The 13,944-nt window shown below is 73.1% G+C and carries 14 protein-coding genes; 8 read left to right on the top strand and 6 right to left on the bottom strand.

What is annotated here, in order from left to right:
* Window positions 1-62: 62 nt before the first annotated feature.
* The 4 genes from ACIBQ6_RS49490 to ACIBQ6_RS49475 all read right to left on the bottom strand — a co-directional run bounded on the left by ACIBQ6_RS49490 (window position 63) and on the right by ACIBQ6_RS49475 (window position 3,884).
* Window positions 63-1,082, bottom strand: coding sequence for an ABC transporter ATP-binding protein (locus tag ACIBQ6_RS49490; RefSeq protein WP_358294734.1), 1,020 nt, complete (start codon window positions 1,080-1,082; stop codon window positions 63-65).
* Window positions 1,079-1,744 (bottom strand): ABC transporter permease, encoded by a 666-nt coding sequence (locus ACIBQ6_RS49485; protein ID WP_397219476.1) that lies wholly within the window; start codon window positions 1,742-1,744, stop codon window positions 1,079-1,081. Before ACIBQ6_RS49485 ends, ACIBQ6_RS49490 begins: the two co-directional genes overlap by 4 nt.
* Window positions 1,745-1,899: 155 nt before the next feature.
* Window positions 1,900-2,301 (bottom strand): ABC transporter permease subunit, encoded by a 402-nt coding sequence (locus ACIBQ6_RS49480; RefSeq protein ID WP_397162084.1) that lies wholly within the window; start codon window positions 2,299-2,301, stop codon window positions 1,900-1,902.
* Between the two features lie 497 nt (window positions 2,302-2,798).
* Complete coding sequence (locus tag ACIBQ6_RS49475; protein ID WP_397219473.1) at window positions 2,799-3,884, bottom strand: extracellular solute-binding protein; 1,086 nt, start codon at window positions 3,882-3,884, stop codon at window positions 2,799-2,801.
* A gap of 230 nt (window positions 3,885-4,114) precedes the next feature.
* On the opposite strand from ACIBQ6_RS49475, the gene ACIBQ6_RS49470 reads away from it, so the two are divergent.
* The 5 genes from ACIBQ6_RS49470 to ACIBQ6_RS49450 all read left to right on the top strand — a co-directional run bounded on the left by ACIBQ6_RS49470 (window position 4,115) and on the right by ACIBQ6_RS49450 (window position 9,377).
* Window positions 4,115-5,572 carry an aldehyde dehydrogenase family protein gene (locus ACIBQ6_RS49470; RefSeq protein ID WP_397219471.1) on the top strand — a complete coding sequence of 486 codons (1,458 nt, stop codon included), beginning with the start codon at window positions 4,115-4,117 and terminating at the stop codon, window positions 5,570-5,572.
* Window positions 5,557-6,453: a CoA transferase subunit A gene (locus tag ACIBQ6_RS49465; RefSeq protein WP_397219469.1), complete on the top strand. Its 897-nt coding sequence runs from the start codon at window positions 5,557-5,559 to the stop codon at window positions 6,451-6,453. Before ACIBQ6_RS49470 ends, ACIBQ6_RS49465 begins: the two co-directional genes overlap by 16 nt.
* Window positions 6,450-7,229 (top strand): CoA-transferase subunit beta, encoded by a 780-nt coding sequence (locus ACIBQ6_RS49460; RefSeq protein WP_397219468.1) that lies wholly within the window; start codon window positions 6,450-6,452, stop codon window positions 7,227-7,229. Before ACIBQ6_RS49465 ends, ACIBQ6_RS49460 begins: the two co-directional genes overlap by 4 nt.
* Entirely contained in the window at window positions 7,226-8,044 is an 819-nt protein-coding gene (locus tag ACIBQ6_RS49455; RefSeq protein WP_387679027.1) for a citrate/2-methylcitrate synthase, read from the top strand. Before ACIBQ6_RS49460 ends, ACIBQ6_RS49455 begins: the two co-directional genes overlap by 4 nt.
* A gap of 181 nt (window positions 8,045-8,225) precedes the next feature.
* The gene (locus tag ACIBQ6_RS49450) at window positions 8,226-9,377 is read left to right on the top strand and encodes a pyridoxal phosphate-dependent aminotransferase (RefSeq protein WP_358294720.1); all 1,152 of its coding nucleotides are present in this window, start codon (window positions 8,226-8,228) and stop codon (window positions 9,375-9,377) included.
* Between the two features lie 7 nt (window positions 9,378-9,384).
* Here the strand turns inward: ACIBQ6_RS49450 and ACIBQ6_RS49445 are convergent, their stop codons facing one another.
* Window positions 9,385-11,130, bottom strand: a complete 1,746-nt coding sequence (locus tag ACIBQ6_RS49445) for an NmrA family NAD(P)-binding protein (RefSeq protein WP_397219466.1) — start codon at window positions 11,128-11,130, stop codon at window positions 9,385-9,387.
* Between the two features lie 81 nt (window positions 11,131-11,211).
* Here ACIBQ6_RS49445 and ACIBQ6_RS49440 point away from each other — a divergent pair, with 81 nt between their 5' ends.
* Genes ACIBQ6_RS49440 through ACIBQ6_RS49430 form a run of 3 tightly spaced genes read left to right on the top strand, consistent with a single transcriptional unit; the run spans window position 11,212 to window position 13,384 of the window.
* Window positions 11,212-11,838: a TetR/AcrR family transcriptional regulator gene (locus ACIBQ6_RS49440; RefSeq protein ID WP_397161744.1), complete on the top strand. Its 627-nt coding sequence runs from the start codon at window positions 11,212-11,214 to the stop codon at window positions 11,836-11,838.
* 15 nt (window positions 11,839-11,853) lie between these two features.
* Entirely contained in the window at window positions 11,854-12,633 is a 780-nt protein-coding gene (locus ACIBQ6_RS49435) for a hypothetical protein (RefSeq protein WP_397219464.1), read from the top strand.
* Window positions 12,634-12,643: 10 nt separating this feature from the next.
* Complete coding sequence (locus tag ACIBQ6_RS49430) at window positions 12,644-13,384, top strand: MBL fold metallo-hydrolase (protein WP_397219463.1); 741 nt, start codon at window positions 12,644-12,646, stop codon at window positions 13,382-13,384.
* 63 nt (window positions 13,385-13,447) lie between these two features.
* Here the strand turns inward: ACIBQ6_RS49430 and ACIBQ6_RS49425 are convergent, their stop codons facing one another.
* Window positions 13,448-13,891: an NUDIX domain-containing protein gene (locus ACIBQ6_RS49425; RefSeq protein ID WP_358294710.1), complete on the bottom strand. Its 444-nt coding sequence runs from the start codon at window positions 13,889-13,891 to the stop codon at window positions 13,448-13,450.
* Between the last annotated feature and the right edge of the window lie 53 nt (window positions 13,892-13,944).

Here is a 13,944-nt window from a genome sequence, read left to right as displayed (position 1 = left end):
GCTCACTCACCAGCGGCTACCAGGCACCGAGTCTGCCCGATCAGCAGCCACGGTAGCTCCCATTAGGCGGGGAACACCTGGACGTGGTCGGCGGCGACCCGCAGGCGCACCTCGTCCCCTGGCGACAGGCCGGCGGCGGCCCTGGACGGCACGTCGGCGAAGATCACCGAGGGGCCCGCCTGGGCGTACACGCGGGTGGTGGCGCCGAGGAACACCGTCACGTCGACGACCGCCCGCGCGCCGGGGCCGTCCGCGGCCAGCTCGACGTCCTCGGGGCGGAACATGCACAGGACGCGCGGCGCGGGCGCCTCGACGTCGAACGCGCCGCCCGCGGTGACCCGGCCGCCGACCGCGTCGAGTTCGAGGGTGTTGCGGTTGCCGACGAAGCCGGCGGCGAAGCGGGTGGAGGGCGCGGTGTAGATCTCCGCGGGCGGCCCGCACTGCTCGATGTCGCCGGCGTTCATCACCGCGACCCGGTCGGAGATGGCCAGGGCCTCGGCCTGGTCGTGGGTGACGAAGACGGTGGTGATGCCGACCTGGTGCTGGATGCGGCGCACCTCGTCGCGCAGGCGGTGGCGTACCTGGGCGTCCAGGGCGGACAGGGGCTCGTCCAGCAGCAGCACCTCGGGGCGGGGGGAGAGCGCGCGGGCCAGGGCGACCCGCTGCTGCTGGCCGCCGGAGAGCTGGTTCGGCAGGCGGTCGGCGAGGTGGTCGAGGCCGACGAGGTCGAGCATCTCGGCCACGCGGTCCCTGACCTCCTCCTTCGGCCGCTTCCTGACGGTCAGGGGGAAGGCGACGTTGCCGCCCACGGTGAGGTTCGGGAACAGCGCGTAGGACTGGAAGACCATGCCGATGGGCCGCTTGCGCACCGGCACGCCGGCCATGTCGGCGCCGCCGATCGTCAGCCGCCCGCCGTCGAACCCGGTCAGGCCCGCGATGCAGCGCAGCAGCGTGGTCTTGCCGCAGCCCGACGGGCCGAGCAGGGCCAGCAGCTCACCCTGCTCGACGCTGACGCTCACGCCGTTCAGCGCGGTGTGCCCGGCGTAGCGCTTGGTGATGCGGTCGAGTACGACGTGGCTCATGGAGTGGTGCCCTTCTGGACCGGAGCGGTGGCCATGGACGCGCTCACCCGGCCGCGGCCGAGCCAGACGACCAGCGCGGACAGCGCGAACAGCAGGCCGAAGGTGAAGATGGTGACGACGGCCAGCGCGTTGGGGTCGCCGAGCGTCCGGGACACGAACTGCCTGGCCGACCAGAGCGGCAGCGTCTCGTAGCTGACGCCGGTGAGGATCTTGGCGAGCGCGAACTCGTTCATGGCGGTCGCGATGACCAGCAGCGCGCCGGAGACGACGCCGCCGCGGATCGCCGGGAGGATCACGTTGACCAGCGTGCGGGCGGGCCCGGCGCCGCACGTGGCGGCGGCCTCGCTGAGCTGGACGGCCCCCGCCGCCAGCAGCGAGCTCTCCACCGCCCGGTACATGAACGGGAACGCGATCGCCGCGGTGGCCGCGGCCAGCAGCCAGAACGTGCCGAACAGCTCGGGCGCGACCGACTTGGTGACGAGCTGGAGCCCCGCCCCGACGACCACCCACGGGACGGCGAACGGGATCACCGCGACCGTCTGGACGATCGACCCGATGCGCGGGTTGTGCACGACCGACCAGTACGCGGCTGGCACCACCAGCACGATCTCGATCACCACGACGACCGCCGAGAGCACGAGCGAGCGGCCGAGCGCGGCCATGACGTCCGGCTCGGCGAACACGCCGGCCCAGTGGGCCAGGGTGTAGCCGTCGGGCAGCGGGGTGTCGGTCCAGCGGGTGGCCACCGAGTACAGCAGGGCGGCCAGCAGCGGCAGCCCGAAGTAGACCGCCAGCAGGCCGAGGAAGACGCGCCGTCTCACAGCCACCTCGCAGCGCGCCTGAGCGAGAGCCGGTAGAGCAGCGTCGCCCCGATGGCCAGGATCATGAGCAGCACCGACAGCACGGCGGCCCGGCCGAGGCCGAACACCGAGGACTCCAGCGTGCTGCCGATCTGCAGGGTGATGAGCTTGGTCGCGCTGGGGGAGGAGCCGATGGCGTACGCGACGGCGTAGACGCCGATCGTCCAGGTGAAGACCAGCAGCCAGCCCGCGATGACGAACGGCGCGAGCACCGGCAGGCCGACGTAGCGCCAGAACTGCCACCGGGTGGCGTGGCAGACCGCGGCGGCCTCCTGCCAGTCGTCCTTGAGCACGCTGAGCGCGGGCAGCGTGAGCAGCACGAACATCGGGACGTTGAAGTACAGGTAGACGACGTTCATGCCGTTGAAGGAGCCGAGCGAGGGGAACGGGTTGTCCTCGATCCCGAACAGGCCCTTGAGCACGAGCGTCAGCATGCCGGTCGAGCCGATCAGCGCGACGAAGCCGAACGCCAGGCCGATGCCGGCGAAGTTCGAGGCGACGTTCATCAGCGACAGCCAGAAGGCCCGGCCGCCCAGGCGCATCCGGGTGATCAGCCAGGCGGCGGGCGCGCCGAGCGCGGTGGCCAGGGTGGCCTGGGTCAGGCCGAGCGCGAGCGAGCCGCCGATGGCCTGGCGGTCCACCGGGTTCCGCGCCACCTTGACGATGTGGTCGAAGCCGTAGCCGCCGTCCGGCAGGGCGAAGGTGTCGTGCAGCAGCCGCAGCGCCGGCAGCACCAGCGTGGCCAGCGTGAACAGCAGCAGCGGCAGGGCCGGGCCCCAGGCGGTGAACAGCCTGCCCGGGGCCCTGCGGCGCACGGCGGCCGGGGGAGCCGCCACGGACTCCGTGATGTGGGACGTCACGCGAGGACCTTCGCCTCCCAGTCGGCGACGATCTGCTCGGGATTGACCTTCGTGATCTCGATCTCCTTGACCGGCGCGTACGACTCCTCGGGCAGCCAGTTGGCCTTGGCGTCGGCCGGCAGCCGCAGGTCGCCGTTGAGCGCGCGGACCGGCCGGGCGCCGAACTTGGCGAACAGCGTCTGGGCCTCGTCGGAGAGCACGTAGTCGAGCAGGCCCTTGAGGAAGTCGCCCTTGGCCGTGTTGTACTTGTTGATCATCATTCCGGACGGCGACCAGACCGAGCCGTCGGAGGGGATGATCACCTCCACGTTGACGTTCTTGGCCTTCAGCGCGGCCTTCTGGGCCAGGCCGTTGAAGTCGTAGTTGATCTGGATCGGGGCCTCGCCCTTCTCCAGGGTCTCCTCGCTCATCTTGACGTCGCTGAGGTTGCCGGCGTCCTTGAGCTTCTTGAAGTAGGTGTAGGCGGGGGTCAGGTCGTCCACCGAGCCGCCGTTCGCGACCGCGGCGGCGACGACCATGGCCTGGCCGGTGCCGGAGGAGGCCGGGTTCTTGATGGCGATCTGGCCCTTGTACTCGGGCTTGAGCAGGTCCTGCCAGCTCTTGGGCGGGTTGCTCACCTTGTCGGTGTTGACGACGAACGCGGGCGCGCCGACGAACGTGGCGACCCAGCCGCCCTTGCCCTTCTGCCAGTCCTTCAGCTTGGCCGCCGACGGCGGCAGGTACGCCGGCACCACGCCCTTGGCCTCGGCCACCGGCCCCCACATGAGGCCGATGTCGCTGGCCGTGCCGATCGGGTTGTCCTTCTCGGCGTCGAACTTGACGATCTCCTCCGAGGAGGACATGTCGGTGTCCTTGTGGGCGCAGGTGCCCTGGTACTTGGCGCAGAACGTCTTGACGACCTCGCCGTAGTTGGCCCAGTCGGGGGCCAGGCCGTAGGTCGGCAGGTCCTTGCCCTGGGCGGCGATCTTGCCGGTGTCCGGGGCGGCGGACCAGTCGTATTCACCGGCGCCGGCCGAACTGCCGCACGCGGTGAGGGCGAAAAGGGATGAGGCGGCAATTACCGCCCATGTGCGATGCTTCATATGGACTCTCGGTTAATTCCGGGTGAATTCGACAAGTGCCGTGAGCAGGTCTTTTCCCCGGCATGTCTAGTGCAGCGGAACGGTCCGGCCAATGCGTGATTTGCCTATCGCCGCTATAGGCGGAGCCATATAACGGCTGCCTATCGGGGGCATCGGTCTAATCCCCCTTGTCCGGAACATCCCAGGCCGTGAGGCTTTGCCGTATCAGAAGTTGACCGGAAAGGAACCCGATGGCGACGATCCCGAGTCGCTACCTGCTCAACCACATCGGCGGCGAATGGCGTGCCCCCGAGAGCGGGCAGACCCGGCCGAACATCAACCCCGGCGACCTCTCCGACCACATCGGGGACTTCGCCGAGTCCGGTGGCGCGGACGTCGAGCTGGCCGTGGAGGCCGCCGCGGCGGCGATGCCGGAGTGGAAGGGACTCGGGCCGATCAAGCGCGCCGAGTACCTGCGCGCCGCCGAGCGCCTGATCGAGGAGCGGGCCGAGGACTTCGCCCAGGCGATCACGCGTGAGCAGGGCAAGCTCGTCAAGGAGGCGCGCGGCGAGGTCAGGCGGGCCCTGGCCATCCTCGACTTCACCGCGGGCGAGGGGCGCAGGCTGAAGGGCGAGACGCTGCCCGCCGAGGAGCCGCGCACGTTCTCCTACACCTTCCGCGCGCCCATCGGCGTGGTCGGCCTGGTGACGCCGTGGAACTTCCCGCTCGCCATCCCCATGTGGAAGGTCGCCCCGGCGCTGCTGGCAGGGTGCGGGGCGGTGCTCAAGCCGTCGCCGTTCACGCCGCTGACCTCCGCGCTGCTGGTGGAGGCGTTCGTGGACGCGGGCGTCCCGGCCGGGGTGCTCAACCTCGTGCAGGGCGACATCGCGGCGGGCGAGGCACTGGTGACGCACCCGCGCGTGGCCGGGATCAGCTTCACCGGCTCGCTGCCCGTGGGCCTGGCCATCCACCAGGCCGGCGCGCCGCGGCTGCTGCGCACCCAGCTCGAACTGGGCGGCAAGAACGCGGTCCTGGTGCTCGCGGACGCCGACCTGGACAAGGCGGTCAAGGCCACCGTGTTCGGCGCGTTCGGGCAGTCGGGGCAGCGGTGCAGCGCCACCTCCCGGGTGATCGTCGACCGGGCCGTCAAGGAGGAGTTCCTGTCGCGGCTGGTCGCCGAGGTGGCCCGGCTCAAGGTGGGGCCGGGCCTGTCGGAGGAGGCCACGATCGGCCCGGTCGTGAACGAGACCCGCATGCGCGCCTGCCTGGACGCGGTCAAGGCCGCGCAGGAGGCCGGGGCCAAGATCGCCGTCGGCGGCGAGCGGCACACCGAGGGCGTGCCCGAGGGCTGCTACGTGCAGCCGACCGTGCTGCGCGACGTGCCCTGGGACAGCGAGATCGCCCAGGAGGAGATCTTCGGCCCGGTGTTGTCCGTGGTGGACTGCGACGGCTTCGACGACGCCATGCGCATCTCCAACTCGGTCAAGTACGGCATGAGCGGCACGATCTTCACGCAGGACCCGGCGACCATCTTCGAGGCCCTGGACCGCTTCGAGGCGGGCATGCTGCACGTCAACCGGCCCGGCGTCGGCGCGTACGCGCACCTGCCGCACATGGGCGCCAAGCTGTCGCAGTTCGGCCCGCCCGAGTGCTCGCCGCAGGTCTGGGACTTCTACACCGAGTGGCGGTCGGCGTGCATAAGTTACTGACGGCCGCCGAGGCCGTCGCCCGGCACGTCCCCGCCGGGGCCGTCGTCGGGATGGGCGGTCAGAACATCAACCGGTGCCCGATGGCGCTGGTGCACGAGGTGATCAGGCAGGGGATCGGCGGGCTGACCGTGGTCGGCTGCAACCTGTCGCTGCCGCTCGACATGCTGGTGGCCGCGGGCCTGGTGGCCCGCACCGAGCAGGGCACCGGCAACCTGGAACGTTACGGCACGCTGTTCGCCTGGCGCCGGGCCGTCGAGCGCGGCGAGGTCGGCGTCGGCGACCACTCGCATCTGGCGATGGCCACCCGCTTCGCGGCCGGGGCCGTCGGGGTGCCCTTCCTGCCGACGCGCAGCCTGCTCGGCACCGACCTGCTGGCCGACCTCGTCTCGGACGGGGTGGCGGTGGAGTCGGCCGATCCGTGGACGGGGCAGCCGGTCGTGCTGCTGCGGGCGATGACGCCGGACGTGGCCATCATCCACGCGAACCGCGCCGACCTGGCCGGGAACGTCGTGATCGAGGGGGTCACCTCCCACGAGGTGGACATGGTCAGGGCCGCCCGCGCCACGATCGTGTCGGCCGAGGAGGTGCTGCCCGCCGGGGCGTTCGCCGACCGGCCCGAGCGGGTCACCATCCCGGAGGCGTACGTGACGGCGGTCGTCCACCAGCCCTTCGGCGCCTTCCCGACCTCCGTCTACCGCGCGTACGACTTCGCCGAGCCGGAGATCAAGGAGTACCAGGCGCTGGGCCGGGCCGGGGACGACGAACTGCGCGAGTGGATCGGGGCCAACCTGGGCGCGTCCTTCGACGACTACCTCAGGGCCCGCGACCCGGCGGGCACGCTCAGGGCCGGGCTGACCGAGCAGATGGGGAGGCTGGTGTGAGCGCGGAGTGGACCGCCCTGCCGAGGGAACTGCTGGTCGTCGAGGGCGCCCGGCAGATCCGCGACGGCGACCTGGTGATCGTCGGCACCGGCCTGCCGCTGCTGGCCGCCACGCTCGCCCAGCGCACCCACGCGCCGGAGGCCAAGCTCGTCATCGAGTCGGGGGTGATGTTCCCGAAGGTCGTGCCGACGCCGGTGTCGGTGGTCGATCCGCGGCTGATGCGCGGCGCCGCGCGGCACGGGTCGCTGTTCGAGGCGCTGGGCGGGCTGGTGCAGCGCGGGCTGGTCCGTACGGGGTTCCTCGGCGGGGCCCAGGTGGACGAGTACGCCAACATCAACTCCACCTGGGTCCCCAGACCGGACGGCTCGCGGGTGCGGCTGCCCGGCAGCGGCGGCGCCAACGACATCGCCAGCCACTGCCGGCAGGTGGTGATCCTGACCGACCACGAGAAGCGGCGCTTCCCCGCCCGCTGTGACTACGTCACCAGCCCGGGGTTCCTGGGCGGGCCGGGGGAGCGGGCCAAGGCCGGGCTCGGGCCGTTGCGCGTCAAGGTCGTCACCGACCTGTGCGTGATGGAGGCCGAGGACTCGGCGCTGACCGTGACGGCGCTCATGCCGGGGGCGAGCGTCACGGACGTACTGGACAACACCGGCTTTACCCCGAAATTTCGGGATTCATTGGAAATTGTGGTGCCGCCGGCCCCCGAGGACCTCCGCCTGCTGCGCGAGGAGATCGACCCGGCGTGCGTGTACTTCCCTGAAAGGAAAGCCCGTTGACCGACAAGAAGCCGTTCGCCTGGGAGACGGCGATCGCCTGGAAGAACAAGGACCGGATCGTCGTGCGCGGGTACGACGTGAACGAGCTGACCGGCAACATCTCCTTCGCCGAGCACTTCCACCTGGTGCTGCGCGGCGAGCTGCCGACCCCCGAGGTGGGCCGGATGACCGAGGCGATCCTGGTGAACATGGCCGAGCACGCCATGTCGCCCTCCTCGGCCACCGTGCGCTTCGCCACCTCCGGCGGCGCCGAGCTGAACGCGGCCGTCGCGGCGGGCGTCGCCGGCATCGGCCGCCTGCACGGCACCGCCGACCGGCCCGCCGAGATGTTCCTCGCGGTCGGTGAGCGGGCCGAGCGCGACGGGCTGAGCGACGAGGAGGCCGCCGCCAAGGTCGTCGCCGAGATGCGCGAACGCCGCGAGCGCATGCCCGGGTTCCACCACGCCCAGCACATCCGCGACCCGCGCACGGTCCGCCTGCTGGAGCTCTCGGACGAGCTGGGCGTCACCGGCCGGTACGTCCGCATCGCCCGCGCGATGGAGGACGCCACCGAGGGCGTCTTCGGCCGCCGCATCTGGCTCAACGGCCCCGGTTCGATGGGCTGCGTCGGCCTCGACATGGGGTACGAGCCGCTCCAGCTCAAGGCCATGTTCATCGTGTGCCGGTCGTTGTCGCTGTGCGCGCACTCGATCGAGGAGATGACCAGGGAGAAGGGCTGGCGGGCCTCCGCCAACTCCGACATGGTCCAGCCGCTGGACCTGTCGATGCAGGGGCCGGACCACTACGACGGCCCGGCCGACCGCACCCTGACCTGACCCGACCCGACCTGACCTGACCCGACCCGACCTGACCCGGCTTGGGCCGCCACTGGCCGCCACTGGCCGACCCGGCCGCCGACGGCGCCTCCGTGCCGCCCCTTGACACCCGCGTCCCCACTGGAGGAGCGTGGGTGCCCCAAGGTGTTCCATATACGGAACGATGCATGGAGGTGCGGTCATGCGGCCCAATTCCCGGTTCGCGCAGGTGCAGCCGTTCGACATCGACAAGGTGGCCGCGGCCGCCGGGGCGGACGCCGACGTCCTGCGCCTGGAGAACCTCGACACCGACGTCCCGCCGCCGCCGTCCGCCGTGGCCGCGACCAGGCGGTCACTGGAGGAGGGGACGGGCAACAGCTGGCTGCCGTTCACCGGGCTGCCGGTGTTGTGCCAGGCGGTCGCCGCAGAGCTGCGGGCGCGTACCGGGCTCGACTACGACCCCTTGCGGCAGGTGTGCATCACCTCCGGCGGGACGTCGGCGGTGATGCCCGTGCTGCTGGCCACGACCGAGCCGGGCGAGCCCGTGCTGCTCACCGACCCCACCTACGCCGGCCTGCTGCAGCGGGTGCGGCTGTCGGGCGCGCGTCCCCACCTGGTGCCGCTGCTGGTGCAGGACGGGCGCTGGCGGCTGGACCGCGAGGCGCTCGCCCGGGTGCCCGCCGCGGCGGCGCTGCTGCTGATGAGCCCGTCGATGCCGTCGGGCGTGGTCTTCGACCGGGAGGACTGGCAGGCGGTCGCGCGGGTGTGCGAGCGCACGGGCGCGTACCTGATCTACGACGCCGCCATGGAGCGCATCGTCTTCGACGGACACCCGCGGATCAACCCCTGCCAGGTGGACGGCCTGGCCGAGCGCACGATCATCATCGGCTCGATGTCCAAGGAGTACCGGATGATCGGCTGGCGGATCGGCTGGGTCGCCGGCCCGGCCGACATCATGTCCCGGATCATGGTCGCGACCATCTACAACACCACCGTGGCCAGCGGATACCACCAGTACGGCGCCGCCGCCGCGCTCACCGACCCGGCGGGCGCGGGGGTGGCGGAGGCGGCGGCCGAGTACCAGGCCCGCCACGACACCGTGCTCGCCCAGCTCGACGGGCTGCCGGTGGTCCGGGCCGGCGGCGGCTGGTCCGTCCTGGTGGACGCCGAAGCCATGGGGCTGACCGCCGAGGACCTGTCGGCCCGCCTGCTGGACCGCGGACGCGTGGCGGCCACCCCCATGACGGCCTGGGGCGAGAGCGTGGCCCCCCGGTACGTCCGCCTCGTCTACAGCGCCGAGCCGGTCGGCCGCCTGTCGGAGCTGCGGGCCCGCTTCGAGGCGGCGCTGTCCTGACCCGGGATCAGCGGGCAAGCCGGTCGCGCAGGAAGGACTCGAACGTGCGCAGGCCGGGGTGGCGGGCGCGGAGCGCGGCGATGTCGGCCTGGTAGCCGCTCTCCAGGAACCACTCGTACATGCGCTCCCCGCCGGGCGCGGTCTGCTCGAACCGGGTGGGCGTGCCGGTGACCCGCTGGTAGACCGCGGCGATCTCGGCGCCGGTGAGCTCCTCGCTCGCGATCTCCAGCGCCCGGCCCGCGTACTCCGCCGGACGCTCGAACGCCTCCGCCGCGAAGTGGGCGATGTCCTCGGGCGCGACGAGCTGCATGCGCCGGAACGGCAGCGCGATGACCCGCTCGTCCCCGGCGGGCTCGGCGTAGTACAGCAGGTTCGTCATGAAGAACGCCGGACGCAGCACCGTCGCCCGCAGGCCCAGCCCGGCGACGTGCCGCTCGATCGCCCACTTGCTCGCGAAGTGCTCGATGCCGGTGTCGCGTTCGGCGCCGCCGACCGAGCTGTAGACCAGGTGCGCCAGGCCCAGCCCGGCGGCCAGGTCGGCGACCGCGACGCCCTGGCGCACCTCGCGGGCCAGCTCCTCCTCCGTCACGGCCAGGGCCTGCACGCTGAACACGCCGTGCACGCCGGTCATGGCCGTCCGGAGCGAGGCGGGGTCGTCCAGGTCGCCCTTGGCCAGGGTGGCGCCGAGCGCGGCCAGGGCCTGGGCGGCGTCCGAGGCGGGGTCCCTGACCAGGGCGCGGACCGTCCAGCCGCGGGCCAGCAGGGTCCGGGCCACCGCGCCGCCCTGGTTGCCGGTGGCGCCGGTGACCAGGACCGTCCTGGCCCGCGCGGGCAGCAGCAGGGTCTTCCCGGTGACCGCGCGGGCCTCGACGGCGGCGTGCGCCTCGGCCGCCGACTCCAGGGGGAGCACGTTGCCGACCGTGGGACTCAGGCGGCCGGCCGCGGCCAGCTCCAGGGCCTCGCGGGCCAGCTCGCGCGGGTCGGCCGCGGGCCAGGCGACGGCGGTCACCCGGGGCTCGGGGGTGGTCATGGGGCCGCCGGCCATGCCGTACACGCTGAGCCGGCCGCCGTCCTTCAGCAGGTCCTGCGCCTGGGCGCCGATCTCGCCGCCCACGCCGTCGAAGACGACGTCCAGGCCGCCGGTCGCGGCGCGCACCTCCTCGGCCCAGCCCGGGGCGGTGTAGTCGACCGTCAGCTCGGCGCCGAGGCGCGCGGCCAGTTCGCGCTTGGCGGCGCTGCCGGCCGCGCCGATCACGCGCGCCCCCGCGGCGCGGGCGAGCTGCACCAGCAGGCTGCCCACCCCGCCGCCGGCCGCCTCCACCAGCACCCACTCGCCGGGCTGCGGCGCGGCGGCGCGGACCAGCCCCACGGCGGTGCGCCCGTCGGCCAGCAACGCCACGGCCTCGCGCGGCGACAGCCCGGCGGGCGCCGGGATCAGGTCCTCGGCGGCGGCCACCGCCAGCTCGGCGTAGCCGCCGTACCCGCCGAGCGTGGTGACCACCTGGGAGCCCGTCAGCGCCGCGGGCACGCCCTCGCCCACCGCCAGGACGGTGCCCGCCACCCCGTTGCCCAGGACCGCGGGCAGCTCGGCCGCGCGCGGCCCGCGTCCGGCGCGCACCTGTGTCTCGACGAACGTGACGCCCGCGACCGCCACCTCGACCAGCACCTGACCCGGCCCCGGGACGGGGTCGGGCACCTCCTCCACCACGAGCGATCCCGGGCCGCCGAGCTCCCGCAACACCACCGCACGCATGACAGACCTCCTTAATCGGAGCGCTGCGCTCCGGAAAGAACCGTATATCGGAGCGCACCGCTCCGCAATATCCTGTACGGCATGGCAGGACGCGGCAGGCAGGCCGAGGCGGCGCGGAACGATCTGCGGCTGCTCCAGGCGGCCCACGAGGTGTTCACGACCCAGGGGTTCGACGCGCCGGTCTCGGCCATCGCCAGGCAGGCGGGCGTCGGCATGGGCAGCCTCTACCGGCGCTACCGCACCAAGGAGGAGCTGCTCCAGCGGCTGTGCCTGATCGCCATGGAACGCGTGGTCGACAACCTGGAGTCGGCCCTGGCCGAGCCCGACCCGTGGACCGGGCTGGAGGCGTACGTGCGCGCCTGCGTCGCCGGCCGCTCCGGCGCGCTGGCCCCGGTGGCGGGCACGATCGAGGTCACCGACGAGATGTGGCGCACCTCCCGCCGGGCCACCGAGCTGGCCGGCACCCTCGTCGCCAGGGCCCGCGAGGCCGGCGCGCTGCGGCCCGACGTGACCACGCTCGACGTCTCGCTGCTCATCGAGCAGTTCAGCAGGCCCGCCCCCGGCCCGCCGAGCGAGGAGCACCAGCGGGTCAAGGAGCGCCTGCTGGCCATCGCGCTCGACGGCCTGCGCGCCCCCGGCGCGACCCCGCTGCCCGGCGAGCCACCGAGCGCCGAGTGGTACGAAGGGCGCTGGCGGACCTCCCCGTAGGTCTACGGTGGGACGGTGGCCTTCAATGACCTGCTGAAAGACCTCCAAGACAGCGCCGGAGCACAGGCGGCGGGCATCAGGCGCGGCTACGGCGGCCCGCCCGCCCGGACGATGAGCGTGCGCTCCGGCCCGGCCCGGTTGCGCTGCGCCTCGCTGCTCAAGCCGCTCTACGCCTGGGTGGCCGCCGACCACATCGACGACGCCGACCGCTGGCGCCGCCACGCCGAGCCCGCCGTGGTCGTCTCCTCCAACGCCGACACGCTCAGCCTCTGGCTGTCCATCGGCCCCCGCGTGCTGCTGGACGACCTCTACCGGCGCACCGGCGTCCGGTGGGCCCAGCCGGGCGGCGACCCGTCGCGCTTCGGCTCGGTGGAGGTCTCGGCCGAGGAGGTCGCCGCCGCCTACACCGTGTTCGCGCAGGCCGCGGCGGCGGGCGACCCGGTGGCGGCCACCGTCCTGGCGTGGATGCGGCAGGTGGCGGGCGAGCAGACGTTCGGCGCCCGCGAGGCGCTCGGCTCGCCCGAGGCCGGCGTCAAGTGCGGCTGGTACGGCGCCCCCGACGAGACCTGCCTGCGCACCCACGCCGTCGCCGTCCTGCCGCGCGGCGGCACCCGGGCCACCGTGGTCGTGGCGATGACCGCGCTGCCCTACACCGGCGAGCGCGACCGCGAGTCCTACCACGCCCGCATCGCCCAGGGGCTGCCGGTCGAGTCCGTGCACGAGGGCCTGGCCGGGCCGCTGCTGCGGGGCCTGATGTCCACCACGCTGGCCGAGCTGGGGCACAAGCCCCGATAAGGTCGTGATCGTGCTGATCACAGTGCTGGGCGGATGCGGGGCTTGGCCGGCGGCGGGCCAGGCGTGCAGCGGTTATCTGGTCGAGCACGACGGTTTCCGCGTGCTCGTCGATCCCGGCTACGCCACGCTGCCGCGGCTGCTCGAAACGACGCCGGCCGAGCGGATCGACGCCGTCCTGGTCAGCCACGGCCATCCCGACCACTGCTGCGACCTCAACCCGCTGCTGCGCGCCCGCGCCCTGGGCGACGCCCCGCCGGCCGCGCTGCCCGTGCACGCGCCGCCCGGCGCGCTCGACGCCGTGCTCGCACTCGACCGACGCGGCATGCTGGCCGGCAGCTTCGAGCTGCACGACCTGGAGCCGGGCACGCCGCGCGAGATCGGCCCCTTCCGGCTCGACGCCTTCTCGCTGCCGCACCACGTGCCCAACGCCGGGCTGCGGCTGAGCGCGGGCGGCCGGGTGATCGCCTACACCGGCGACACCGGCCCGTCCGCCGACCTCGTCACGCTGGCCGCGGGCGCCGACCTGCTGGTGGCCGAGGCCACCTATCCCGAGCAGGTGCCCGGCGAGGACGCCCCCTACCTGTCCAGCGCCGCCGACGCGGGCCGCACCGCCGCGGCGGCCGGGGTCGCCCGGCTGCTGCTCACCCACCTGTGGCCCGGCACCCGGCCTGAGCCGGCGCTGGCGGCGGCGGCCAGGTCCTACCAGGGCGACCTCGCGGTGGCCACGGCGGGCCGCACGATCGAGCTGTAGCGGCGGGTTCAGCGGCGCGCAGCGGCGGTTCAGCGACGGGTCAGCGGAGGCGCAGCGGCGGGGTCAGCGGCGGGCGGCGGCGCGCAGGGCGGCCACCACGGCGGCCAGTTCCGGCGGCTCGACGCCGTACGGCAACTCCTCGGCCCAGGTGTGACCGCGGTAGACGCCGAGCTCCTCCTCGGTGAGCGCGGCGGGGGTCACCCGCGGGCGCGCCTCGTCGAAGGTGGCCAGGAAGAACGGCTCGGTCTTCACGTAGCGCACGCCCAGCCAGGAGAAGTCGCGCTCGACGTCCACCCGGTGCTCGCCGACGGCCGAGCCGGGCAGCCCGGTCTCCTCGGCCAGCTCGCGCCGGGCCGCCTCCAGCGGCGTCTCGCCCGGATCGAGGCCGCCGCCCGGCGGTTCCCACACGTCCGTGCCGCTGACCGGGTCGTACCAGTGCATGAGCAGGACGCGCCCGTCGCGGTCGAGGCAGACGACGCGGGCGGCGGGACGTTGGCTACTGCCCATTTGGGCCCCCTTTTCCCTCTATGGCGTCCATCGGAAAGACGCTATTCACGCAC

Origin of the sequence: Nonomuraea sp. NPDC049655, from assembly GCF_044465465.1 — a bacterium.
GTDB lineage: Bacteria > Actinomycetota > Actinomycetes > Streptosporangiales > Streptosporangiaceae > Nonomuraea.
Note: the sequence above shows the minus strand (reverse complement) of the source record. Positions and strands in the feature narration are given on the sequence as shown.